Origin of the sequence: Myroides indicus, assembly GCF_004364575.1 — a bacterium.
Lineage (GTDB): Bacteria > Bacteroidota > Bacteroidia > Flavobacteriales > Flavobacteriaceae > Flavobacterium > Flavobacterium indicum_A.
Genome location: NZ_SOAG01000002.1, coordinates 67,182 through 89,034 on the forward strand (window position 1 = coordinate 67,182; position 21,853 = coordinate 89,034).

Sequence of the window (21,853 nt, forward strand, 5' to 3'; positions counted from 1 at the left end):
GCTATTCTTTGCGTTTTTTAGATTTTTTATTAGACGATATAACAGGTTTTCCTGTAATAAACATCACTTCTCCGATGACTAAAGGTTCTTCTTTTAAATAGATATTATACAGCTTTTCTTTTTCTATAATGGGAATTATTTCTGTAATATAACCTATAAAGCTAACCATCAATTTGGCATTGTTATTATTATAAACCGTTATTTTGAATTTGCCATCCATATCCGTATAAACCTCTACATCTGTATCAAAAATAGCAATCCGGGCTCCGGGCAAAGAAAAACCATCTCCTTCTGAAAATACTTGTCCAGAAATAATGTATTCATTTTCTGTATCTTTTATTATTTTTTGAATTTCAGGTTCACCCATGCGAAATGTTTTTCTTATTTCTTTTTTATCATTTTCTTGATTCGTATTCTGAGCCACAACAGGAGCAGTACTTAAAACAGCTGCCAAAGCAACAGTTGCTGCATATAAATTTCTTTTACTAACTATTGGTTGCGAAACTTCGTCCAACAAGTTAACAGGAATTTTGGCGCAAATCCCTTTGTTTTGTTGTAAAAACGCAAATAACTCAGGTTTGGTAGAATCTGATAAATCATATACCGTTTTTTGGCATACTGCACAATGCCTGCCTTTTTCTATAGCTGTCATCTTATCCCAATTTTCTGCGCATGGTTTGGGCATTGTAATTTTATGTTTCATGCATACAAGATAATGAAAATCAACGAGTATTTACAAAGCAATTCATATAAATGAGAAAAAGTACGATTTACAAAAGTTTTTCTCTCCCCCAAGAAACAACCACAACACCTTCTGAATAATTAGGAAAGCAAAAGTTGTTTTCTGTAAGACGGATATTTCCTATGCGTTAATCAAATTTTAGATGCTCGAACTTTACAGTTTTCAACTCCCATTCTTTGTGGTGAATTTCGTATCGATACAGATTTTTGTTTGCTTTATTGATTAATTAATAGGTGTTTAATAGAAAATACAGGTTATTTTTTAAATTCACTTTGCAAGAAATCAATTGTTTGTTCTAGTTCTTTTTCATCCATTGAGGCAAAACCAAATCGGAATGCATTTTGCTTTTTGTCTATTCTTAAAACTTTAAGTTTTGGGTTAGATATTAGTTTTTCTACAGATAAATTGGCATTGAGTTTTATCCATATTGCCATTCCGCCTGTAGGTAAGGTATATGAAATATATGGTGCAAGTTTTTCCTTTAATAAATTGTCGAGAAAATCTCTGCGTTGCTGATAGGTTTTCTTTGCTTTTTTAAGATGGCGTTTTAGCTCGCCTCCCTTGATTAAAGATGCTAAGGCATTTTGCATATACCCGTCGCCGCCCACATCAATGACCTTGCGGAGGGAGGTACATTGTACTATAAAGTTTTTGGGAGCTACCATAAAGCCTATTCGCAGAGAAGGATCTAATATTTTGGAGAACGAACCAATGTAAATTACATTTCCCTCATGATTTCCGCTTGCTAAAGGCAGATAAGGCGATGAGGTGTAGTGATAATCATAATCGTAATCATCTTCAATAATAGCAAAATTATATTGTTTGGAAAGCTCTAAAAGTTTTATTCTTCTGTCTACGCTTAAGGTCACCGTAGTCGGATAATGGTGGTGCGGAATAACGTATACAGCTGTAATCTTTTTCTTTTTACACAAGACTTCAATAGCGTCTGTATCAATTCCATGTTCATCTACGGTCACTTCCGTCAGATTAGATCCTGTTTTTTCAAATGCTTTATTGGCAACCGGATAGCCGGGCTTGCCTACAATAATATTTGTATGTGAATCCAAAAGCAGCCGGGAGGTGAGATAAATGCTCATTTGTGCACCGTGTGTTATTAAAATATTGTCGGCTGAAATATTTAAACCTCTTGTTTCTGACAGATATTGAACCATTTCTTCTCTTAACTTCAAGGTACCTTGTTCTGTTCCTAAATGAGCATTTTTTATAGTATGCCTTTTAGAAGTATAAGATCGGTAGGTTTTTAACAACTCATCAATAGGTGATAATCGTACATCCGGATGCCCGTCATCAATTATGATATCAGGAATATTTTCCGTTTTGGTTTCGTCAATATGTTTATTTGTAATTTTTAAAGGAAGATTAAAATTGTTGTCATAAGAGATGCTGCTTTTTAAACTGTTCCATTTTTGGGGTTGAAGTATAGGAATATGCTCAGAAACACAAGCTTGTTTTTTAGGAATAATTGTTATCCAGTCTTGTGCATTTAGTTCTTCGTAGGCAGTAATAACTGTTTTGCGGTGCACATTTAGAATTTTTGCCAGTTTTCTGCTGCCTGGTAGGGGCGTGCCGGCTTTTAACGTACCATTTTGAATAGCGTTTATAATGCAAAAAGCAATTTGGTTGTAAAGCGTAATATTGCTTTTTTTATCAATGGAAATAATGTGCTCGAACGGAAACATACTGGACTGCTTGCTAAGTAAAATCTGGTATACAAATATAGTCCTGTTTAAAAGTATTTTCGCATTATAAATCAAAATATTTTAAACAATGGATTACACAATTAAAAAAGCAGGTCTGGAAGACTTGGACACCGTGGCAGAATTATTTAATTTGTACAGGATTTTTTATCGTCAAGCAGATAACTATGAAAAATGCAGAACTTTTATACAAGAGCGCTTGGATAACGAGCAGTCCAATATTTTTCTGGTTTACATTGGAGATAAAGCTGTTGGTTTTGTTCAGCTGTACAAATTATATCACTATATTAAACTCCAAAAACAGTGGTTGTTGAGCGACTTATTTGTTCATCCCGATTATAGAGGAAAAGGGCTTTCTGTGGCTTTGATAGACCGAAGTAAAAAATGGTGTGAAGAAACAGAGGCTTGCGGATTGATGCTTGAAACTGAAAAAACGAACGATATCGGCAATCAGCTGTATCCGCGTTGTGGTTTTGAGTATGATGGATCTCACAATTATTATTATTGGTGGAAATAAAAACAATGGCAGACGAATTAAGTCTGCCATTATTTATATCTTAGTATGTTATGAGTAAAGAAATTTTAGACAATTTAGAAGATATTCTCAAAAGAATAGAAAGAGCCTGTATCAGTAGTAACAGAGCTCCTGAGGAAGTTAAGCTATTATTAGCCACTAAAACGGTATCTGCTGATCGAATCAAAACAACACTACAAGCAGGACAAAAGTTGATAGCCGAAAATAAAGTACAGGAATTAAAACAAAAATATGAAGCACTAAAAGAGATTCCGCATACCAATCACTTTATTGGGCATCTTCAAACCAATAAAATTAAAGATATACTGAAGTACGATGTTACCTGTATTCAATCGCTTGACCGCTTAGATTTAGCTGAGAAGTTGCAACAGCGCTTGGAGTACGAAGGTAAAACTATAGAAGTGCTGATACAGGTTAACACTTCCGAAGAAGAAAGTAAGTTTGGTGTACATCCTGATCAAGCGATAGAATTGGTAAAGCAAGTTGCGCAATTTGACAGGCTTAAAATCAAAGGCTTAATGACGATTGGACTGTTCAGTGCCGAAACGGAAAAAGTGCGCCGCTGTTTTCGTTTGTTGAAAAATATTCAGGAACAAATTATAGACATGAATATCCCGAATGTTGATATGCAAGAACTCTCTATGGGTATGAGCGGAGATTTGGAAACCGCAATTGAAGAAGGCGCAACTATTGTGAGAGTTGGAACCGCAATTTTTGGACAACGGATTTATCCCGACAGTTACTACTGGAATGAAAAGAAATAAAATTGTAATAAGCTGATATATATCATTTTTTGATCAGTTCACGGGCTTTAATTTTACATTATAAAACTGAAGAATCTGAGAAGATGAAAATAAAACAGATATATACCGGATGCATTTCACATGCAGCTTATTATGTAGAAAGCAAAGGGGAAGCCGCAATTTTTGACCCTTTGAGAGATACGCAGCCTTATATAGATAAAGCAAAGGCAGATGATGCAGTAATTAAATATGTGTTTGAGACTCATTTTCATGCTGACTTTGTAAGCGGTCATTTGGATTTGATGAATAAAACAGGAGCAAAGATAGTATTTGGACCTACAGCAATTCCAAATTATGATGCAATCATTGCGGAAGACAATCAGATTTTTGAAATAGGAGATATTAAAATACAGGTATTGCATACTCCGGGGCATACAATGGAAAGCACAACCTATCTTATTTATGATGAATCAGGCAAAAAACATGCTATTATTACAGGAGATACTCTGTTTATAGGTGATGTTGGACGACCTGATCTTGTACAGTTAGTGAAGTCGGATTTAACGGAAGAAATTTTAGCACGCCACTTATTCAGATCTTTGCGAGATAAAATTATGACACAGCCGGATCATTTAATTGTATACCCCAATCACGGGGCAGGGAGTGCGTGTGGTAAAAATATGAGTAAGGAAACAATGGATACGCTCGGAAATCAAAAGCAGACGAATTATGCTTTAAGAGCTGATATGACGGAGGATGAGTTTGTTAAAGAAGTTTTGTTTGGGCTAACGACACCTCCGCAATATTTTCCTAAAAATGTATTGATGAATATTGGCGGATACGAAAGTTTGGATAAGATTATGGAAAGAGCCAATCAATCTTTGTCTTTGACTGATTTTGAACACACTATTCAAAATAAAGATGTACTTATTTTAGATACTCGCGATGCTTCTGATTTTGCGGTAGGGTTTATTCCGGGAAGCATCAATATCGGGTTAAACGGACCATTTGCGACGTGGGTAGGCGAGTTGATTGCAGATATTAAACAACTTGTTGTATTGGTTGCCGATAAAGGTAAAGAAGAGGAGAGTATTATTCGTCTTTCGAGAGTGGGATATGACTGCACAATCGGATATTTGACAGGCGGATTTGACACGTGGAAAAATGCAGGTAAAGAGATAGAGAAAATAGAAAGAATCTCTCCTGTTGAAATGGATAAATGGTACATAGAAAATGCTGACAGGGTTTTATTGGATGTTAGAAAAACGGGAGAATATGAAATAGAACATTTAAAAGATGCTGTTTTTGTACCGCTGAACAAATTAGAGCTGCAAATCAACAGTCTAAATATATATAGCGATTATATAATTTACTGTGCAGGAGGGTACAGAAGCATGATTGCAGCATCTTTAATGCTTAAAAGCGGATTTAAAAATGTGTGCGATGTATCAGGAGGATATGGAGAAATAGCAAAGTATAGCAAATTGAGGAAAGAGAGTTTGACAACAGTGTAATCATTTCATAACAAAAGAAATAATATTTGGTGTTGGTTTTATATAATTGTCGGTTATTCAAATTTTAAAGATTATTTTGGACAAAACAGATTTTTCATGGTAAGAAAGTTTTTTTATGAGTAACCGACTACTACAAGAGGCAGTGTTAATGTGGAGACACTGCCTCATTTTTTATTATTGCTTAATCTTAAGTATTAATTTTTTAGATTTGTGATGTTTAACAGATTACTATTAAGAATATGGACAATGCCAGAATTTACAGAATGACATTTGCGAGTGTCTATCCGATGTATGTCCAAAAGGCAGAGAGAAAGGGTCGTATAAAAGAAGAAGTAGATACCGTTATATTTTGGTTGACAGGATATGATAAAGTTCAGTTACAGCAACAAATAAACAATCAAAATGATTTTGAAGCCTTTTTTGATCAGGCACCGAAAATTAATCCGAATGTAGCTAAAATTACAGGTGTAATTTGTGGTTATCGGGTAGAAAATATAGAAGATCCGTTAATACGGAAAGTACGATATTTAGATAAGTTGATTGATGAACTGGCTAAGGGAAAGCAACTGGAAAAGATTTTAAGGGCTTAAGGTTTATATTTGCGTTTGTATAACGATTTATAGAATAACAAAAAACCGCTGTGTTAGACAGCGGTTTTTTATTTTGCAGAAAGGAAGGGATTCGAACCCTCGACACAGTTACCCGTGTACTACCTTTCCAGGGTAGCCTCTTCAACCACTCGAGCACCTTTCTATTTTGTTTGCGGTTGCAAATATAATAAAATTATTGTTCCATTTCTCCACAAATAGGAGTTTCAAATGCTTTTTTAAAATCGGGGATATTTTTTTGGCGTAATAAAAACATCAGTTTAGTGATAGCTGCCTCAGTTGTAATATCTTTGCCCGAGATGACGCCTATTTCTTTGAGTTCTGTGCTGGTTTCGTATTTACCCATTAATACACTACCGCTGGAGCATTGGGTAACATTAATAACCTTTAAACCCTTTTGTATTGCCGTTTGTAGAGTACTTATAAACCATTTTTCAGTGGGAGCGTTGCCTGAACCATACGTTTCAAGTACAATTCCTTCTAAGTCTTCGATGTTTAAAATAGTTTCTAAAACTTTTTGCTGAATGCCGGGAAATACTTTTAAAATCATTACGTTTCTTGACATTTCTTTGTGTACTGTTAGCGGTAACTTTGCTTCTTTAAAGACTAACAGAGGCTTGTTTATGCGTAGGTTAACCCCCGATTCTGCTAAGTGCGAAATATTTGGTGAGGTAAAAGCGTTAAATAGCTCAGCACTTACTTTTGACGTGCGGTTTCCGCGATATAGCTTGTACTCAAAATACAGGCATACTTCTTGAATTACCGGCATATTGTTATCCTGAAGGGCTGCAATTTGTATAGCTGTGATAAGGTTTTCTTTAGCATCCGTACGCAAATCGCCGATAGGGAGCTGAGAACCTGTTAAAATGACGGGTTTATGCAGGTTTTCGAGCATAAAGCTCAGTGCCGAAGCCGAATAAGACATGGTGTCCGATCCGTGAAGAATAACAAATCCGTCAAATTTAGTATAGTTTTTTTCAATAATCTCTGCCATTTGCGTCCACAGTTCGGGGCGCATATCAGAAGAATCAATAGGCGTTTCAAAAGAAATAGACGATATAGAACAATCAAGCAAGTGAAGCTCTGGTATACGATCTACCAGTTGATTAAAGTTAAAAGCGCGTAAAGCTCCGGTTTTAAAATCCTTAACCATGCCAATGGTACCGCCGGTATAAATTAAAAGAATTGATGGTTTATTGCTCATTTGTTAATTTTAATTTATTGATAACCGGATTAGCATACATGGCTAAAAAACTATCTACTACAGTTTTGTCCTGTTTGTTGACGCGCAGTTCTAATCGACGTTCGAAAAGCAGTTTTTCTTTCTCTGTATATTTATTCACAAATCTGTTGCTGTTGTGCAAAATATCATACGCTACATAATTGGTAGGCCAAAGGTAATAATCCTTTATAATTGATCGGTCAATGGCATTTGCCACTGCTTGAATCTGTTTGTTGACTTTATCGGTGCTATTTTTGATTTCGTCCAGTTCGCTGTCCAGAATATTGCCAATATGAATGTGAATTCCCTTCTTTTGTCCTACAATACCGCTGTATAGATTGATGAAGTCTTCGTTTTTCTCTTTGATATATATTTCATCTTTAGCTTTGGCGATAATTTGAGGCATTTTTAAGGCATCTGTCGGATCGTATTCATAGGAAATAGAAACGGGAACAATTTTTATCTTTTTAAAATAGTCCATTAAATTATTTTCGTCAGCAGCCATCCCCAGCATTTTTAAAACCCCGGGATGAGTAGCGTCATTGCCATCTTTTGTTCTGCCTTCTCGCTGGGCAATCCACACCGAACGATTTTTGTTAACCAATAAATCCTGTATGTATTCTGACATTAATTTAGAGCTTTCCAATAATTCTCTGGGCGGAAGATTTCTTCTTACCAAAAAGTTCCGGTTTACTTTTGCCAGGGCGAGTAAAAAAGTTTTTTGAACCAGATTATCTCCTATAGCTGATGCGGTCATAATAAGCCCGTGGTCTTTTAATGTCACATTCAGCAGAGACGTGTCCATAATAATATCTCGGTGATTGGATATATATAAATAAGCAGTGTCTTTTTCCAGTTTTTCAAATCCGGAAGTCGTTAATCCGCTGGAGCTTTTCTCAAGAATCCGCTGTATGGAATGATAAGCAAAATCAGATTGGAATTGTTGTATGGAATTGACTTGCATCAATGCTTCCATCCACTCTTCTTCTGTTTTATCCGGAAAAGTAAAACCCATTAACGCTTTGATCATAGGATGCTTAGAGATTTTTTGTAAAACTTCATTGACCTCGTGATCGTGATAATGGCGTATTGAATCAAACTTGTTAGACATTAGTATCTTTATTAGTGTAAAATGTGTATTACCATTGTTAAATGCCAAAAACAGCTTTTGAATTCGCTGTAGTTTGTTGTGCTATTTCTTCTAATGGGAGATTGTAAATTTCGGCTATTTTTTCTGCAATATTTACAATGTAAGCACTTTCGTTTCTTTTGCCTCTATACGGTACAGGTGCAAGATACGGAGAATCGGTTTCTAATACGATATTCTCTAAAGAGATTTTGTTTAGAAACTGGTCTATTTTTCCGTTTTTGAATGTAGAAACTCCTCCGATTCCCAATTTTAAGTTGTAAGAGATGGCTTGTCTGGCTTGTTCTTCTGTTCCTGTAAAACAGTGAAATATGCCTCTCAAATCGGGTGCTTTTTCTTTCTCTAAAACTTCAAAAACTTCGTCAAAAGCATCTCTGCAATGAATATTAACAGGCAGAGCATGTTTTTTAGCCAGTTTTATCTGATGCTGAAAGGCTTCTTGCTGAATTTCTAACGTTGATTTATCCCAATATAAATCAATTCCGATTTCGCCTACGGCATAGAATTTTCTTCTGGCTAATTCTGCTTCTACGAAAGTTAATTCGGATCGATAGGTTTCTGGTTTAACATCGGTAGGATGTAAGCCTGTCATCAAAAAAATATTTTCCGGAAATTCTGTTTCCAAATCATACATAGATGCTGTATAGCTTGAATCAATCGCGGGTATAAAAAAACGCGTAACCCCATTAGATATTGCGCGAATTATTGTTTCTTTGCGATCGTTAGCAAATGCATCGGAATAAAGATGTGTATGTGTATCGGTAAAAATCATTCCTTGTATGTTTTTTTCTAAACGATGTTTTAAAATACAAAAGTACCTTATAAAAAGAATTTAAACTACATTTGAGAGATGGAAAACTTAAAAGATTTATTAAAAGGAGAAGGATATAAAAAAGTATCTTTCAAAATATCCAAAACCCAGCATCTTTTTATAAGAGCAAAGATTAATGGAGTTTGGGGAGATTTTATCTTAGATACGGGGGCTTCAAATAGCTGCATAGATTTTTCTTTTATTGATTTTTTTAATATAATTCCCTCAGATTCAGATACGAAAGCTTCCGGGGCTGGAGCAAACGGAATGTTTACTCAGGTCACTTATAAAAACAGTCTTCAGTTGGGCAGATGGCGCTGTAAATCGTTTAATTTTGTTTTGTTGGATTTGTCGCATGTTAACACGGCATTGACTGAATTTAAAACAAAAAATGTCCATGGTATTATAGGAGCGGACGTTTTGCTGAGAGGAAATGCAATTATTGATTATAAAAATAAGCTGCTTTACATCAATTAGCTCCTTTGTGTCTGGTATATTCTCGGGCTACTTCTTCTAGTTCGCTATACCAGTCGGTACCAAATTTTCGGGTGAGCGGATCTTTTAAAAATTTATATACGGGAACTTCAAGCTCTTTGCCTAACTTGCAGGCATCGCTGCAAATGTGCCATTTGTGGTAGTTAACAGCAGAAAAAGAAGAAAATTCTTTAATACGGATGGGGTATAAATGGCACGAAATAGGTTTTTTCCAGTTTGTTTTTCCTTTAATATATGCTTTCTCGATGGCACATAAAGCCATGCCATTTTCAAATATAACATAGGCACATTCACCTCCGTTAATCAACGGAGTTTCATATTCACCGTCTTCTCCGATAACAGATGTTCCCTGTTTTTCTATAGCTTTAACTCCTTCAGGACGCATGAAAGGTTTTACCTGATCAAAAATCTCATCCAAAACTTTAGTTTCTTCTTCATCTAAAGGCGCTCCAGCGTCACCGTCAATACAACATTGACCTTTACAGGCAGATAGATTACATACAAATTCTTTTTCCAGAACTTCTTCTGATACGATGGTTTTTCCTATTTGAAACATAATTGTCAAAATTAACGGGAACAAAAGTACGAATCTTTTCGTGAAAACTTTTTTAATTGATAAACCTGCTTTAGAAAGATGTTTTTATAAAAGGCAGTGATTAGGAATGTTAAAGCTCTATTTAAAGAGAAAAACGGGATAGATATGGAAAATAAGGTGCTTTTAATTTATTTGGGTTGATCACAAGCTGTTAAAGTAGTTTTTACGAATGTTAAAGACTTGCAGGTGTAGATTATAATTTTGTATTTTCGGGAAGTATAAACAAAATGGATGTTTTTATAATGAAAATTTTTAATTATGTGATTATTGTTGTCATTGCCGCATTGATTGTTATGAATATTACGATGCTTGACTTTAATAATCTTTTTCATGGAGATAGTTTAATTGCTTTAATAGGTATTATTGCTCTTTTATGTGCTGTGTGTATTGTCCTTATTTATAGGACCTCCAAGTTGATAGACGAGAAAACTAAATAAGCACAGCAATGTTTGATGTATTTATAATAGGAGGTGGAGTCTCTGGTGTTTCATGTGCTCAGATTTTGGGTAGCGCACATAAAAAGACTTTTGTTGAAGGTAAAAAAATAGGGATTGTCATGCATCAAAAAGCATCTATGCTGCAAGATGCAGTTTTTTATAATGCCTACGGAATACCGCCAGGTACATTGGGTAGTGATTTACTGAGGCAATCAGTTGAAAATCTAAAAACGTACAGTCACATTCAGCAGATTGAAGGAGAAAAAGTGTTATCAGTTAAAAGAGAAAAGGATTATTTTATTATTTTGACGAATAAAAACACTTACCAATCCAGAATAGTTGTAGTAGCGGTTAATTCCGGTTCTGGCTTTGCAATTGACGGGTTGATGGAATATGTTGAACCGCATAAAAAATCAATTCCGGAAAAAAATAGAATTCAATTAAAAAATAATGATCATCAGGTAGCTGAAGGATTGTATGTAGCCGGAACATTAGCAGGGCACCGAAGCCAGCTGACAATTGCTGCAGGAAGCGGAGCGGCTGTGGCAACCGATATACTGACTTTGTGGAATGAAGGTACAGAAACACATAGTCATGATAGTGTTAGAAAACATAAAATAATAGTATAAAAATAATTTTTAGTGTAGTTTTTTTGAAAGAGCTGTTTTGTAATTGCAAAACAGCTCTTTTGTTTGTGTTGATAATGAGTTAGGTATGATATAATAATGCTTTTAAAAATTTCGTATCTAAAAAAACTTATTTATATTTGCTTCCATGCAGAGGAAGAATTATATAGCAAGGGTACTGTTGTTGGTGGCGTTTATGTTTACCATTGTCTTTCAATTTACTCACAGTTATTCACACATTCTTTCAAGTGTACTTTATGAAAATGAACACAGTACACATGCTCATTTTAATGAAAAGAGAGAAGATACTGGTAAAACGTTGGAATGGAAAGAAAAACATTCTCCAATAGAAAAATGTTTTGCCTGTAATTTTATTTTGAATCCTTGTCTTTCGGTTGATATTGAACAAATTGTTTTTTATAATTATGAGACAATCCGGAAAGTACAGGATGCTATCAGTGAGCGTTTCATCCCTCTATCTCATATTTATTATTCTCTTCGCGCACCTCCTTTTACAGTTTAATCATCCGTTAGTACATATACCTTTTGCGAGGTATTTGCGTTTAATTAAACTTTAAAATACAATGAAAATTTTATTTTGGGTATTATTTTTAATGATACCTGTTTCGATATATTCCCAGCAGTTCACAGTTCAGGGTGATATTTCTGACCAATACGGCATGCCATTGATTGGAGGAACTGTTTCTATGAATGAGCAGACTTTGATGTCCGGTTTAAAAGGAGATTTTAATTTTAAATCGATTTCCTCAGGAGGTTACCGGTTAAAAATATCTTATATAGGTTATCATGCTGTGGATACGCTTTTAACAGTAAATTCAGATATGAATCTGCATTTCCATTTAAAAGAAGATACTACTCTTTTAGATCAGGTGGTAGTTTCAGCTTCGGGAAGCAAATCTGTAAACCATGTAGAAAAAGTAACAAATCAGGAATTAGTAAGTCGCTTTTCTGGCTCCTTTGCCAAAACGCTTGAATCTGTCCCGGGAGTCAACGCCATGGAAATAGGTGCAGGGGCATCCAAACCGATGATTCGCGGATTAGGGTTTAACCGAATTGCAGTAGCAGAAAATGGAGCTAAACAGGAGGGGCAGCAATGGGGCGCTGACCATGGATTAGAAATAGATGCTTTTAGTACTGAAGAGGTTGAGGTAATCAAAGGTGTTGGAACAATTGAGTATGGAAGCGATGCCATTGGAGGAGTGATTAAAATAAACAATGAAAAAGTACCTCAAGTTCATTCTTTCACCGGAAACGCAACGTTTTTCGGCAAAACGGTAAACGATTCTTACGGAGCATCTGTACAGGTAAAAGCCCGGGAGGATAACTTTTTTTATAAATTTAAAGTTACAGCACAGGATTATGCTGATTACCGTGTACCAACTGACAAAATTTATTATTTAGACACACAAATTCCTATTTATGGCAATAGGATGAAAAATACAGCTGGAAAAAATTTATCGCTTTACGGGCAGATAGGTTATGTAAAAAATCAGTTTAAAAATATCTTAAGTATTAGTAATGTGTACGACAAAAGTGGCTTTTTCCCCGGATCCCATGGAATACCTGATATTACGACTGTTGTAGATGACGGAAATCACAGGAATGTGGAGCTGCCTAATCAAAATGTAAATCACTTTAAGATTATCAATTCGACAGTGATTGACTTGACCGATGTTGAGAAATTGTCATTCGTACTTGCTTTTCAAAATAATAAAAGACAGGAAAAGAGCCGTTTTCATACACATTTTAGCAATCAGGAGATGCCCGCTTCGGATCCTGATTTAGAATTGCAGTTTTCGCTCAATACGTTTGATGCTTCTGCAAAATACGAATATCTTTCGCCGAATAATCACAAATCTACGATAGGTATACAATACAATTACCAGAATAATACAATTGCCGGATACGGATTTTTGTTGCCCAAATTTAATCGATTTGGTATTGGTGCATTTGCTATGCATGAGCATTATGTGAATAGCAAGTTGTTGTGGGAGGCAGGTTTTAGAGCAGATTATGCTAAAATAGATATAAAGCCTTATTACGATGAAATTCTGTATGAATATTTGACTGATAAAGGACATTCTTCTGAATTTGCTGGTGATTATGCCCAGAGGAGTCGTCCGCTGGATAAAGATTTTACAAGTGTAAACGGTATGATTGGTGCAAAACTGGAAGTGACTTCCCAGCTTAATCTAGGAGCAACCCTGGGAACTAATTTCAGATTTCCTACTGCTATAGAATTAGCTTCAAATGGAGTACACCACGGAGCATTCCGACACGAAAAAGGAAATCCGGATTTAAAACCAGAGCAAGGTTTAGCTTTTGATTTTAGAGCGACATATGAAACGAAAGATTTTAGTACAACGGTGAGTCCGTATGTTTATTATTTTAGTAATTATATATTTTTAAAACCAACAGGAAGCTTTTCTGTTTTACCAGACAGCGGACAAATTTACGAATACTCCCAGTCCAAAGCTTTTATTTCGGGGTTAGAATGGAAAGTGTCTAAAACAATGTGGGATCACTGGTCTGTAGAAGGGATTTTTGAGTATATCTACAATAAGCAGTTATCTAACGGAAAAGGAGGAAATTACCCTTTGCCTTTTTCACCTCCAATGAATTTCTACGGCAGGTTGAAATATGAATTCAATGATTGGAAATTTTTTAAACAGCCGGAAATTAATATCAACGGAAAGTGCTATGCCAAACAGGAACGCATTGCACAGGGAGAAGAGATAACGCCAGAATCAGTCAGTTTTGGCGCAGGAGTATCATCTACATTAATGCTTGGAAAAATAGAAGCGAAAGCCAGTCTCACTGCAACTAACATTTTTAACCAGAAAATACTCAACCACATGAGCTTTTACCGTCCGTTACAGATACCGGAACTTGGAAGATCAATTCAGCTAATGGTACAAATACCTTTTTAATGAAAAGGGTCGTTACAAAAAATATATGGTTTGCTTTTATGCTCACGGTTTTTATTGTACCTCATGTGAGTAACCTTCTGCATTTTGTCATTTTTGATCATAATTACAGAGATAGAAGCAATCAAACGGAATGGGTAAACGCAAATACAGTTCATTATTGCGATCAATTTCTGTTTAAATTTTCGCCTGTTGTTGAAATTGCTTTTTTTCAGTGGGATTTTTTTATAGAAAAAGTTTACAGTGTTGTTCCGATTGAAAGAGAGATAAAAGTTGAACAGCAAGAACGTAGTCCTATAAGAATGAGAGGACCTCCGAATTTGTTTTTTGATTCAGATTCACCTTGCGATTTACAACTAAAATTAATTTAAAATTTAAAAAAACATGAAGACTTTAAAATATATAGTAATAGTAGCACTGGCAAGTGCTTTTACATCTTGTTCATCAAGTGACGATAGCGTGGATACAGAAAAACCGGTGATTGTTTTAAATGCTCCGGAGGAAGGAGCAAAGCTGGAAGCTGGTAAAGATGTCCATTTTGATATGGAAGTGTCTGATAACGAGGCTTTGGGTTCGTATAATGTTGATATCCATAACGATTTTGACGGGCATACTCACGGTATTGTTGCTATGGCAGAAGATCATGATCATGAAGATGAAAATGAACACAGAACGCCTTTTCAATTTAATAAAACCTGGGACGATATTTACGGAAAGAAAAACGATGATGTTCATCATCATGAAATCATAATTCCGGCGGATGCCAAAAGAGGCAAATATCATTTTGTGGTAAAAGTATTGGACAAAGCGGGAAATCAGGAAATGGTTTATCGAAATATAGAAATTGTTGATCCCGGAGAAGGGAATTCTGATCACGACCATGATCACGATCACGACCATGAATAAAAAAATCGGGAGTATTATACTCCCGATTTTTTTTGTAAAGTAATCTGATCTTACATTTTTACAATGATAAATTCAGATCGTCTGTTCATCTGATGCTCTTGTTCTGTACAATCTACTCCATCCGAACAACCGTTTATCAGTTGCGTTTCTCCATATCCTTTCCAAGTTAGGCGAGAACGGTTAATTCCATTCGATATCAGCCATTCTGCTGTAGATTTAGCCCGACGACTTGATAAATTTTCATTGTATTTATGTGAGGCGCGGCTATCTGTATGTGAACGGATATCAATCTCCATATTAGGATATTCCTCCAATACAGCAAAAACTTTGGCTAGTTCTAAAGCTGCATCAGGGCGAATATTGTCTTTATCCAAATCAAAATAAATAGGATTTAAATTTAGCACTTTGAATAAATCATCGCCTTCTTTAAACGGAATTTTTTCCGGTTCAAGTACAATTGTTTTTTCTGTCAATCCGCTTTCATTAGGAAGTATTACCATCACTTCGTTAGTAATGTATCCTTCTTTTTCAGCTTTGATATGATAACTGTCACCGCATTCGTAAGAATGATTAAAGGCATAAGTAGGATCAGCATATTGTGTGCTTTTTCCTTTTTCATTATACAATTCATCTACCAGAGTAACTGTAGCGTCATAAATCAGTTCATTTGTGGTGGCATCTACTACTTTTATATGCAGATTCTGGTTGCAATCTAAAAGGAGAGGACGTACTTCTACGAACGAGTAAATATCATCATTTCCTTTACCGCCTTCACGGTTAGAGCTAAAAAATCCTTTTCGGCTGGATTTGTCGATATAATAAGCAAAATCATCATCAGCAGAATTTAATGGAGCGCCTATATTTTGAACATCTCCAAAACTACCGTCAGTTTTAATTTTTACTGCATAAATATCTAGCCCGCCAAGTCCTACGCGACCATTACTGGAATAATACAACTCATCATCAACGATAAACGGAAAAGTTTCCCTTGCTTCAGTATTGATTCCTTCTCCTAAGTTTTCCGGTGTTCCATATCCGTTTTCGAGAACAGATACTTTCCATAAATCCGCCTGACCAAAACCACCCGGACGATCTGACGAGAAATATAGTGTTTTTTCGTCTGCGCTTAATGCCGGGTGCGCCGTATTAAATTGATCGCTGTTAAAAGGCAAGTCGATAATATTTGACCATTTTCCATCAACCATTTCTGCGCGATAAATTTTTAGCTTGGTAGACTTTTTATTGTCAAATCTGCGCTTGCCATTCAAGATGTTATTGCGAGTAAAATACATTGTACTTCCGTCGCGTGTGATTACTGCAGAGGCTTCGTTAAACTTAGATTTTACTTTGCCTTTGATTTTTTTAGACTTGCTATCCGTTTCTAAATTTGCTGCATCTGCAGTATAAAGATTTGTAAACGATTCTCCTGTCCACGCATGTGTTTTTTTGGCGAAGTTGCTTGTATCTTTAGCACTTGTATAATAAAATAGATTGTTATGCACATAAGCTCCGTAATCCGCATAAGGTGTATTGATTGCAAGATTGGTTAAACTGTCAATTCTGTTTGAATTTTGCTCAATTTGCTTTTGCAGCTCTTCTTCATTTTTTCGGATTTTAGAAATCTCTGTTTGTTCTCCTGTTTTTTTTATAAAAAGATCGTAGTATCTTTTAGCGTCAGCTTCATTTCCTATATTTTGTAAGGTATGAGCATAACGGTAAAAATATTCAGAAGAAATATCAGCAGACTCATATTCTGAAAATAATTTTTGATAATAAGTTTCTGCCTGACCGTAACGCGCATTAAAATAATACGCGTTTCCCAGTTTTTCTACTAATTCCTGATTTGAATACCCGCGCTTATAAACCTTTTCATATAAGTCTATTGCGTTGATATATGCCCAGCGATCATAATCCTTATTAGCAGGATTCAGTCCGGTTTGGGCATAACTGTTGATGTTTCCTAAAACTAAAGCAAACAACAAAGTCATTAATGATAATCCTTTTTTCATTTCTTTATATTTTAGTAGAATCGAGGCGAGTTCACGCGACGGTATCTGTTAAACAATTCGAAGCGCAAAAACACTTCGTGAGAACCTTTGTTGTATCGTGCCAGTTTGGTAGTTTCAGCATCGTAACTATATCCTATAAACAAACCGTCTGTCAGCTGAAAGCCCACCAATCCGCTCCACGCAGCATCCCAGCGATAAGCGGCGCCTAAGGTCAGGAATTCGTGGATTAAGAAATTAGCAGTAATATCTGCTTGTACGGGAGCACCTTCTACTATTTTTAATAAGGCAGCTGGTTTAAATTTAAGAGTAGGGTTGAGGTCAAATACATGTCCTCCCATTAAAAAGAAATGCATTCTTTGGTTCATAGAACTGTATACCGAGCCATTTTCAAATCGTTTGTTTTCTAAAAAACTCGGAACAGATAAACCGATATAACTTTTATTGTTATGCCAGTAAACCCCTGCACCAATATTAGGTGAGAATTCGTTTTCTATGTCGTATACCAGCAATGGGTCTCCTTGATTTAATTGGTTTAATCGGGAATATTCTACATTGAGGAGATTTCCCGAACCTTTTATTCCAAAGCTAAGTTTACTTCCGCGATGATTTAAATCAATGGTATAAGAAAGATCTACACTGATAGTGTTTTCTTCCATTACTCCCAAGCGATCATTTACAAATCCTAAACCTACTCCTAATCCACTGTTTTGAATGGGTGTGTGAATAGAAAATGCATTTGTTCTGGGAGCACCGTCTAATCCAACCCACTGTGTGCGGTGGAGCCCAAATACGCTTAGTACTCCTCTGCTTCCTGCGTATGCCGGATTAATATTGATAGTATTGTACATGTGATGTGTGTACTGAGGGTCTTGTTGGGCGTGCATTTCTGCACACCCTAAACTTAACAAGACTCCTGCTAATACTTTATTGAAAATATGTGAAAATTTCATATTCAGTATTATTTATTAGTTTCTAAATGCAGATAACCTGCCTGCTGGATTGGGTAAACTTCTCCGTTGCCCAGATCAAAGTCGTAGGAAATTACATAGTAATATGTACCGGTAGGCAGCATAGAGCTTCCGTTTACGGTACCACGTCCGTTAGAATATCCTCTGAACACATTTCCATAAGAATTATAATCTTTGGTTTCATATACTAAAACTCCCCAACGATTAAAAATCTGTACTGTATTACCCGGATAGCATTCAATTCCGTTTAATGCAAACTCATCGTTAAACCCATCTCCGTTTGGCGTAACTGCATTATATACCTCTATTTGACAAGACAGATTGATTTTTTGAGTTAATGAGGTCTCATTTCCACAAGAGTCAGTAGCTGTCCATGTTCTTATAATTGTATACTTCGTATCGCAATCTCCCGGAATAACTTCGTCTTTTGCCGTAACTTCGACTGGTCCGCAATTATCAATTGCTTTTAAAGTTTCAGCATCTTGCAAATCTTCACATCTTATAAAGATTTCTTCCTTAGGCAATTCGCCTATAAATTCCGGAGCGGTAGTGTCCTGAACTGTAATAATCTGTACGTGTTCTGTTGTGTTTCCGCATTCGTCTGTTGCTATCCACGTTCTGATTAATTCATAGTTGTTAGGACAATTTCCGTCTATGCGTTCTTCACGGAAGCTTACAGTTGCTTTACTACATAAATCATCCGCTGTTACGGTTGTTATTTCCGGAATCTCAGTAGAACATTCAATTGTTCTGTCTTGCGGAAGATTTACGTTAAATACCGGAGCGGTTGTATCAACAATCGTAAATGTTGCTGTTTGTTCGCTAGTATTTCCACAAGCATCAGTTACTGTAAATGTAACTTCTGTGCTTCCGGTAGCACCGCAAGCTTTTGTCAATCCACTAAAGTTATGACTCCAGGTTAACTCTGAAGAACAAGTGTCTGTTGCAGTTGCTCCGGCACGATTGTTTAACCACGCTGTCAAATCGCTGTTATTGCCTGTTCCGTCACATTCTACTACTAAATCTTCTGCATCTGTGATAAATTCAGGTGAAGTAGTATCTTGTATTGTGAATGTTGCTTGTTTGCTAATACTGTTTCCGCAATCATCTGTGGCTATAAAGCTAACTACGGTTTTATTTGTATTTCCGCATAGAGTTGCAGTGTCAATTACAGTGTATGTGTATGTTACCTCACCGCAGTTATCTGTAGCGGTTGCTCCGGCATACGAAGCTAACCAAGCGTCGTAATCGGCAGTGTTGCCTGTTCCGTCACATTCTACTGTTGCATTTTGAGGTTCAACGTCAAATACCGGTTTAGTTGTATCGACAATGATAAACTTGGCCACTGTTGAAACGCTGTTTTCGCAATCGTCTTTAGCTGTAAAGGTTACTGTTACTTCCCCTGCATTACCACAAGAAGAAATAAATTTCTCGCCATTGCCGTAATCATTTGTCCACGTTAAGGCTGTATTACTGCAAGTGTCCGTTGCCGTTGCTCCTCCGTGATTAGCTAACCAAGCCTGTAATTCTGCTTCATTATCCGCTGCACATTCTACTGTTTTGTTTTGTGCTGGAGTTACTAATACTGGTGCTGTGGTATCTTCAATCGTGAATGTAGCTGTTGTGGTTATTAGGTTGCCACAAGCATCGCTTCCGGTAAAGGTTACCGTTACGCTTCCGGTACTTCCACAAGATGGTACAAAATTAGCTCCGTTGTTATAGTCATTCGCCCACGTTACTACAGAACAGCTGTCGGTTGCTTCTGCACCTGCATGATTTGCCAGCCAGTTGTTTAACGCTTGTGTAGTGTTAGTTCCACATTGTACCGTCAAGTCCTGAGCAGGTTTGGTCAGAGTTGGTGCTGTAGTATCGACAACACTTACCGTTGCCTGTGTTGTACTTTCGTTTCCGCAAGCATCTGTTACTGTAAATGTAACCAGAGCACTTCCTGTATTTCCGCAATCTGTTACAGTTAAGCCGTTATAATCGTGTGTCCAGGTTACTGCACTGCAAGTATCTGTTGATACTGCTCCTCCATGGTTATTTAACCAAGTAGTAATCTGCGCATTTTCATCATTACCACATTCGATAACTATATCAGTCGCTTCCTCACTTATATTTGGCGCTGTAGTGTCTTGTATAGTAAATGTAGCTTGTTTACTAATGCGGTTTCCACATTCGTCTGTTGCTGTAAAGCGAACGACTTTCTGATTTGTTTTACCACATAATACAGCGGTATCTACCAGTGTATAGCTATAGTTTACTGTTCCGCAATTATCTGTAGCTGCTGCTCCGGCATAGGAAGCTAACCAAGCGTCGTAATCGGCAGTATTGCCTGTTCCGTCACATTCTACTGTTGCATTTTGGGGTTCAACGTCAAATACCGGTTTAGTTGTATCGACAATGGTAAACTTGGCCACTGTTGAAACGCTGTTTTCGCAGTCGTCTTTAGCTGTAAAGGTTACCGTTACTTCACCCGTATTGCCACAAGAAGAAATAAATTTCTCGCCATTGCCGTAATCGCTTGTCCATGTTAAGGCTGCCTTACTACAAGTGTCCGTTGCCGTTGCTCCTCCGTGATTAGCTAACCAAGCCTGTAATTCTGTCTCATTACCTTCTGCACATTCTACTGTTTTGTTTTGTGCTGGAGTTACTAATACTGGTGCTGTGGTATCTTCAATCGTGAATGTAGCTGTTGTGGTTATTTGGTTGCCACAAGCATCGCTTCCGGTAAAGGTTACCGTTACGCTTCCAGTACTTCCACAAGATGGTACAAAATTAGCTCCGTTGTTATAGTCATTCGTCCAAGTTACTACAGAACAGCTGTCGCTTGCTTCTGCACCTGCATGATTTGCCAGCCAAGCTTCTAACTCTGTTTCGTTTCCTAAACCATCACATTCAACTGTTTTGTTTTGTGCTTCTTTTACTAGTGTTGGAATAATAGTATCCACGACTTGAACAGTTGCTTTTGTTTCGCTGGAGTTTCCACAAGCATCTGTTGCCGTAAATGTTACTTCAGTAGGAGTAGAGCTACATATTGCTAATGATGCCTGATAGTTGTGTGACCATGTGATTAAACCACAAGTGTCGGTTGCTATTGCTCCTCCGTGATTGCTTAACCAGGCATTTAACTCGTCTTCCCCGTTAACACTACACTCAATAACTAAATTAGTTGCCGGAGTATCAATTGTTGGCGGAGTTCTATCAAAAATTGCATATGTTGCCTGTTTTATAGTAAAGTTGCCACATTCATCTTTTGCAATAAAATCAACGATTATTGTTCCTGATCCTCCACAAATTGTGTTAGTATCCTCTATCAGATAGCTTATAGTTACATTACCACAATTGTCGGTTGCTTCTGCGCCGGCATTAGATGCTAACCAAGCGTAGAATCCGTCTGGTCCATCAAGATTTCCTAAGCCGTCACATTCCACAACTTTATTTTTTGGTTCTACTGTGAATACCGGTTTAGTTGTATCAGCTACGGTAATTGTTTGTGTATGCGTAGTTGTATTTTCGCATTCGTCTGTAGCTGTCCATGTTCTGGTAAGTACATAACTGTTTGCACATGATCCGTCCACTCTTGTTTCTTTGAAATCCACTGCAGCTGTTCCGCAGTTATCATTTGCTGTTAACGTTGGAGCTGTTGGTACTTCTGCATCGCAAGAATAAGTTATGTTTTGTGGTAGAGCTTCCACAAATACCGGTTTAGTTGTATCAGCTACGGTAATTGTTTGCGTATGCGTAGTTGTATTTCCGCATTCGTCTGTAGCTGTCCATGTTCTGGTAAGTACATAACTGTTGGCACATGATCCGTCTACTCTTGTTT

General features: G+C 36.7%; 19 protein-coding genes and 1 tRNA gene. 10 read left to right on the plus strand and 10 right to left on the minus strand.

Going from position 1 to position 21,853, the window contains the following annotated elements; translation table 11 throughout:
- Window position 1 precedes the first annotated feature (1 nt).
- Window positions 2-703, minus strand: coding sequence for a carboxypeptidase-like regulatory domain-containing protein (locus C8P70_RS01070; RefSeq protein WP_133711504.1), 702 nt, complete (start codon window positions 701-703; stop codon window positions 2-4).
- 293 nt (window positions 704-996) lie between these two features.
- A complete protein-coding gene (pdxR, locus tag C8P70_RS01075) occupies window positions 997-2,442 on the minus strand; it encodes a MocR-like pyridoxine biosynthesis transcription factor PdxR (protein WP_133711505.1) in 1,446 nt (481 codons plus the stop codon).
- 88 nt (window positions 2,443-2,530) lie between these two features.
- On the opposite strand from pdxR, the gene C8P70_RS01080 reads away from it, so the two are divergent.
- The 4 genes from C8P70_RS01080 (at window position 2,531) to C8P70_RS01095 (ending at window position 5,842) form a co-directional block, all read left to right on the plus strand.
- On the plus strand, window positions 2,531-2,977 hold the full coding sequence (locus tag C8P70_RS01080) for a GNAT family N-acetyltransferase (RefSeq protein WP_133711506.1): 447 nt from the start codon (window positions 2,531-2,533) through the stop codon (window positions 2,975-2,977).
- A 50-nt stretch (window positions 2,978-3,027) separates the two neighbouring features.
- Entirely contained in the window at window positions 3,028-3,759 is a 732-nt protein-coding gene (locus tag C8P70_RS01085; RefSeq protein WP_133711507.1) for a YggS family pyridoxal phosphate-dependent enzyme, read from the plus strand.
- Between the two features lie 83 nt (window positions 3,760-3,842).
- Window positions 3,843-5,252 (plus strand): MBL fold metallo-hydrolase, encoded by a 1,410-nt coding sequence (locus C8P70_RS01090; protein WP_133711508.1) that lies wholly within the window; start codon window positions 3,843-3,845, stop codon window positions 5,250-5,252.
- A 239-nt stretch (window positions 5,253-5,491) separates the two neighbouring features.
- Window positions 5,492-5,842: a DUF2200 domain-containing protein gene (locus C8P70_RS01095; RefSeq protein WP_133711509.1), complete on the plus strand. Its 351-nt coding sequence runs from the start codon at window positions 5,492-5,494 to the stop codon at window positions 5,840-5,842.
- A 76-nt stretch (window positions 5,843-5,918) separates the two neighbouring features.
- Here C8P70_RS01095 and C8P70_RS01100 read toward each other — a convergent pair.
- The 4 genes from C8P70_RS01100 to C8P70_RS01115 form a co-directional block, all read right to left on the minus strand.
- Window positions 5,919-6,005: transfer RNA gene (locus C8P70_RS01100), tRNA-Ser, on the minus strand.
- 30 nt (window positions 6,006-6,035) lie between these two features.
- Window positions 6,036-7,064 (minus strand): asparaginase, encoded by a 1,029-nt coding sequence (locus C8P70_RS01105; RefSeq protein WP_133711510.1) that lies wholly within the window; start codon window positions 7,062-7,064, stop codon window positions 6,036-6,038.
- Window positions 7,054-8,193 carry a 1-acyl-sn-glycerol-3-phosphate acyltransferase gene (locus C8P70_RS01110; protein ID WP_133711511.1) on the minus strand — a complete coding sequence of 380 codons (1,140 nt, stop codon included), beginning with the start codon at window positions 8,191-8,193 and terminating at the stop codon, window positions 7,054-7,056. Before C8P70_RS01110 ends, C8P70_RS01105 begins: the two co-directional genes overlap by 11 nt.
- 37 nt (window positions 8,194-8,230) lie before the next feature.
- Entirely contained in the window at window positions 8,231-9,001 is a 771-nt protein-coding gene (locus C8P70_RS01115; protein WP_133711512.1) for a TatD family hydrolase, read from the minus strand.
- Between the two features lie 78 nt (window positions 9,002-9,079).
- Here C8P70_RS01115 and C8P70_RS01120 point away from each other — a divergent pair, with 78 nt between their 5' ends.
- Window positions 9,080-9,517 carry a retropepsin-like aspartic protease gene (locus tag C8P70_RS01120; protein ID WP_133711513.1) on the plus strand — a complete coding sequence of 146 codons (438 nt, stop codon included), beginning with the start codon at window positions 9,080-9,082 and terminating at the stop codon, window positions 9,515-9,517.
- On the opposite strand, the gene C8P70_RS01125 is transcribed toward C8P70_RS01120, so the two are convergent.
- Entirely contained in the window at window positions 9,510-10,091 is a 582-nt protein-coding gene (locus tag C8P70_RS01125; protein WP_133711514.1) for a DUF3109 family protein, read from the minus strand. The two genes, C8P70_RS01120 and C8P70_RS01125, sit on opposite strands and share 8 nt — an antisense overlap.
- Window positions 10,092-10,575: 484 nt before the next feature.
- On the opposite strand from C8P70_RS01125, the gene C8P70_RS01135 reads away from it, so the two are divergent.
- The 5 genes from C8P70_RS01135 to C8P70_RS01155 all read left to right on the plus strand — a co-directional run bounded on the left by C8P70_RS01135 (window position 10,576) and on the right by C8P70_RS01155 (window position 15,047).
- Window positions 10,576-11,196 carry an FAD-dependent oxidoreductase gene (locus C8P70_RS01135; RefSeq protein ID WP_133711515.1) on the plus strand — a complete coding sequence of 207 codons (621 nt, stop codon included), beginning with the start codon at window positions 10,576-10,578 and terminating at the stop codon, window positions 11,194-11,196.
- 145 nt (window positions 11,197-11,341) lie between these two features.
- Window positions 11,342-11,716 carry a hypothetical protein gene (locus tag C8P70_RS01140; protein ID WP_133711516.1) on the plus strand — a complete coding sequence of 125 codons (375 nt, stop codon included), beginning with the start codon at window positions 11,342-11,344 and terminating at the stop codon, window positions 11,714-11,716.
- Window positions 11,717-11,777: 61 nt separating this feature from the next.
- Window positions 11,778-14,144 carry a TonB-dependent receptor gene (locus C8P70_RS01145; RefSeq protein ID WP_133711517.1) on the plus strand — a complete coding sequence of 789 codons (2,367 nt, stop codon included), beginning with the start codon at window positions 11,778-11,780 and terminating at the stop codon, window positions 14,142-14,144.
- On the plus strand, window positions 14,144-14,512 hold the full coding sequence (locus C8P70_RS01150) for a hypothetical protein (RefSeq protein WP_133711518.1): 369 nt from the start codon (window positions 14,144-14,146) through the stop codon (window positions 14,510-14,512). Before C8P70_RS01145 ends, C8P70_RS01150 begins: the two co-directional genes overlap by 1 nt.
- 13 nt (window positions 14,513-14,525) lie before the next feature.
- Window positions 14,526-15,047, plus strand: a complete 522-nt coding sequence (locus C8P70_RS01155; protein WP_133711519.1) for a DUF4625 domain-containing protein — start codon at window positions 14,526-14,528, stop codon at window positions 15,045-15,047.
- A gap of 50 nt (window positions 15,048-15,097) precedes the next feature.
- Here C8P70_RS01155 and C8P70_RS01160 read toward each other — a convergent pair whose 3' ends face one another.
- From C8P70_RS01160 to C8P70_RS01170, 3 genes are all read right to left on the minus strand, one after another.
- Window positions 15,098-17,056, minus strand: a complete 1,959-nt coding sequence (locus C8P70_RS01160; RefSeq protein WP_133711520.1) for an OmpA family protein — start codon at window positions 17,054-17,056, stop codon at window positions 15,098-15,100.
- Between the two features lie 11 nt (window positions 17,057-17,067).
- On the minus strand, window positions 17,068-18,006 hold the full coding sequence (locus C8P70_RS01165; protein ID WP_133711521.1) for a PorP/SprF family type IX secretion system membrane protein: 939 nt from the start codon (window positions 18,004-18,006) through the stop codon (window positions 17,068-17,070).
- 8 nt (window positions 18,007-18,014) lie between these two features.
- The coding region (locus tag C8P70_RS01170; protein WP_133711522.1) for a gliding motility-associated C-terminal domain-containing protein at window positions 18,015-21,853 on the minus strand (3,839 nt) is incomplete at its 5' end.

Excerpts from the sequence above, each read along its gene's own strand:
- C8P70_RS01085 (WP_133711507.1), top strand. The coding sequence starts at position 3,028 with ATGAGTAAAGAAATTTTAGACAATTTAGAAGATATTCTCAAAAGAATA.
- C8P70_RS01160 (WP_133711520.1), bottom strand. The coding sequence starts at position 17,056 with ATGAAAAAAGGATTATCATTAATGACTTTGTTGTTTGCTTTAGTTTTA.
- C8P70_RS01155 (WP_133711519.1), top strand. The coding sequence starts at position 14,526 with ATGAAGACTTTAAAATATATAGTAATAGTAGCACTGGCAAGTGCTTTT.
- C8P70_RS01135 (WP_133711515.1), top strand. The coding sequence starts at position 10,576 with ATGTTTGATGTATTTATAATAGGAGGTGGAGTCTCTGGTGTTTCATGT.
- C8P70_RS01145 (WP_133711517.1), top strand. The coding sequence starts at position 11,778 with ATGAAAATTTTATTTTGGGTATTATTTTTAATGATACCTGTTTCGATA.
- C8P70_RS01070 (WP_133711504.1), bottom strand. The coding sequence starts at position 703 with ATGAAACATAAAATTACAATGCCCAAACCATGCGCAGAAAATTGGGAT.
- C8P70_RS01110 (WP_133711511.1), bottom strand. The coding sequence starts at position 8,193 with ATGTCTAACAAGTTTGATTCAATACGCCATTATCACGATCACGAGGTC.
- C8P70_RS01125 (WP_133711514.1), bottom strand. The coding sequence starts at position 10,091 with ATGTTTCAAATAGGAAAAACCATCGTATCAGAAGAAGTTCTGGAAAAA.
- C8P70_RS01120 (WP_133711513.1), top strand. The coding sequence starts at position 9,080 with ATGGAAAACTTAAAAGATTTATTAAAAGGAGAAGGATATAAAAAAGTA.
- C8P70_RS01140 (WP_133711516.1), top strand. The coding sequence starts at position 11,342 with ATGCAGAGGAAGAATTATATAGCAAGGGTACTGTTGTTGGTGGCGTTT.
- pdxR (WP_133711505.1), bottom strand. The coding sequence starts at position 2,442 with ATGTTTCCGTTCGAGCACATTATTTCCATTGATAAAAAAAGCAATATT.
- C8P70_RS01115 (WP_133711512.1), bottom strand. The coding sequence starts at position 9,001 with ATGATTTTTACCGATACACATACACATCTTTATTCCGATGCATTTGCT.
- C8P70_RS01105 (WP_133711510.1), bottom strand. The coding sequence starts at position 7,064 with ATGAGCAATAAACCATCAATTCTTTTAATTTATACCGGCGGTACCATT.
- C8P70_RS01150 (WP_133711518.1), top strand. The coding sequence starts at position 14,144 with ATGAAAAGGGTCGTTACAAAAAATATATGGTTTGCTTTTATGCTCACG.
- C8P70_RS01165 (WP_133711521.1), bottom strand. The coding sequence starts at position 18,006 with ATGAAATTTTCACATATTTTCAATAAAGTATTAGCAGGAGTCTTGTTA.
- C8P70_RS01095 (WP_133711509.1), top strand. The coding sequence starts at position 5,492 with ATGGACAATGCCAGAATTTACAGAATGACATTTGCGAGTGTCTATCCG.
- C8P70_RS01080 (WP_133711506.1), top strand. The coding sequence starts at position 2,531 with ATGGATTACACAATTAAAAAAGCAGGTCTGGAAGACTTGGACACCGTG.
- C8P70_RS01090 (WP_133711508.1), top strand. The coding sequence starts at position 3,843 with ATGAAAATAAAACAGATATATACCGGATGCATTTCACATGCAGCTTAT.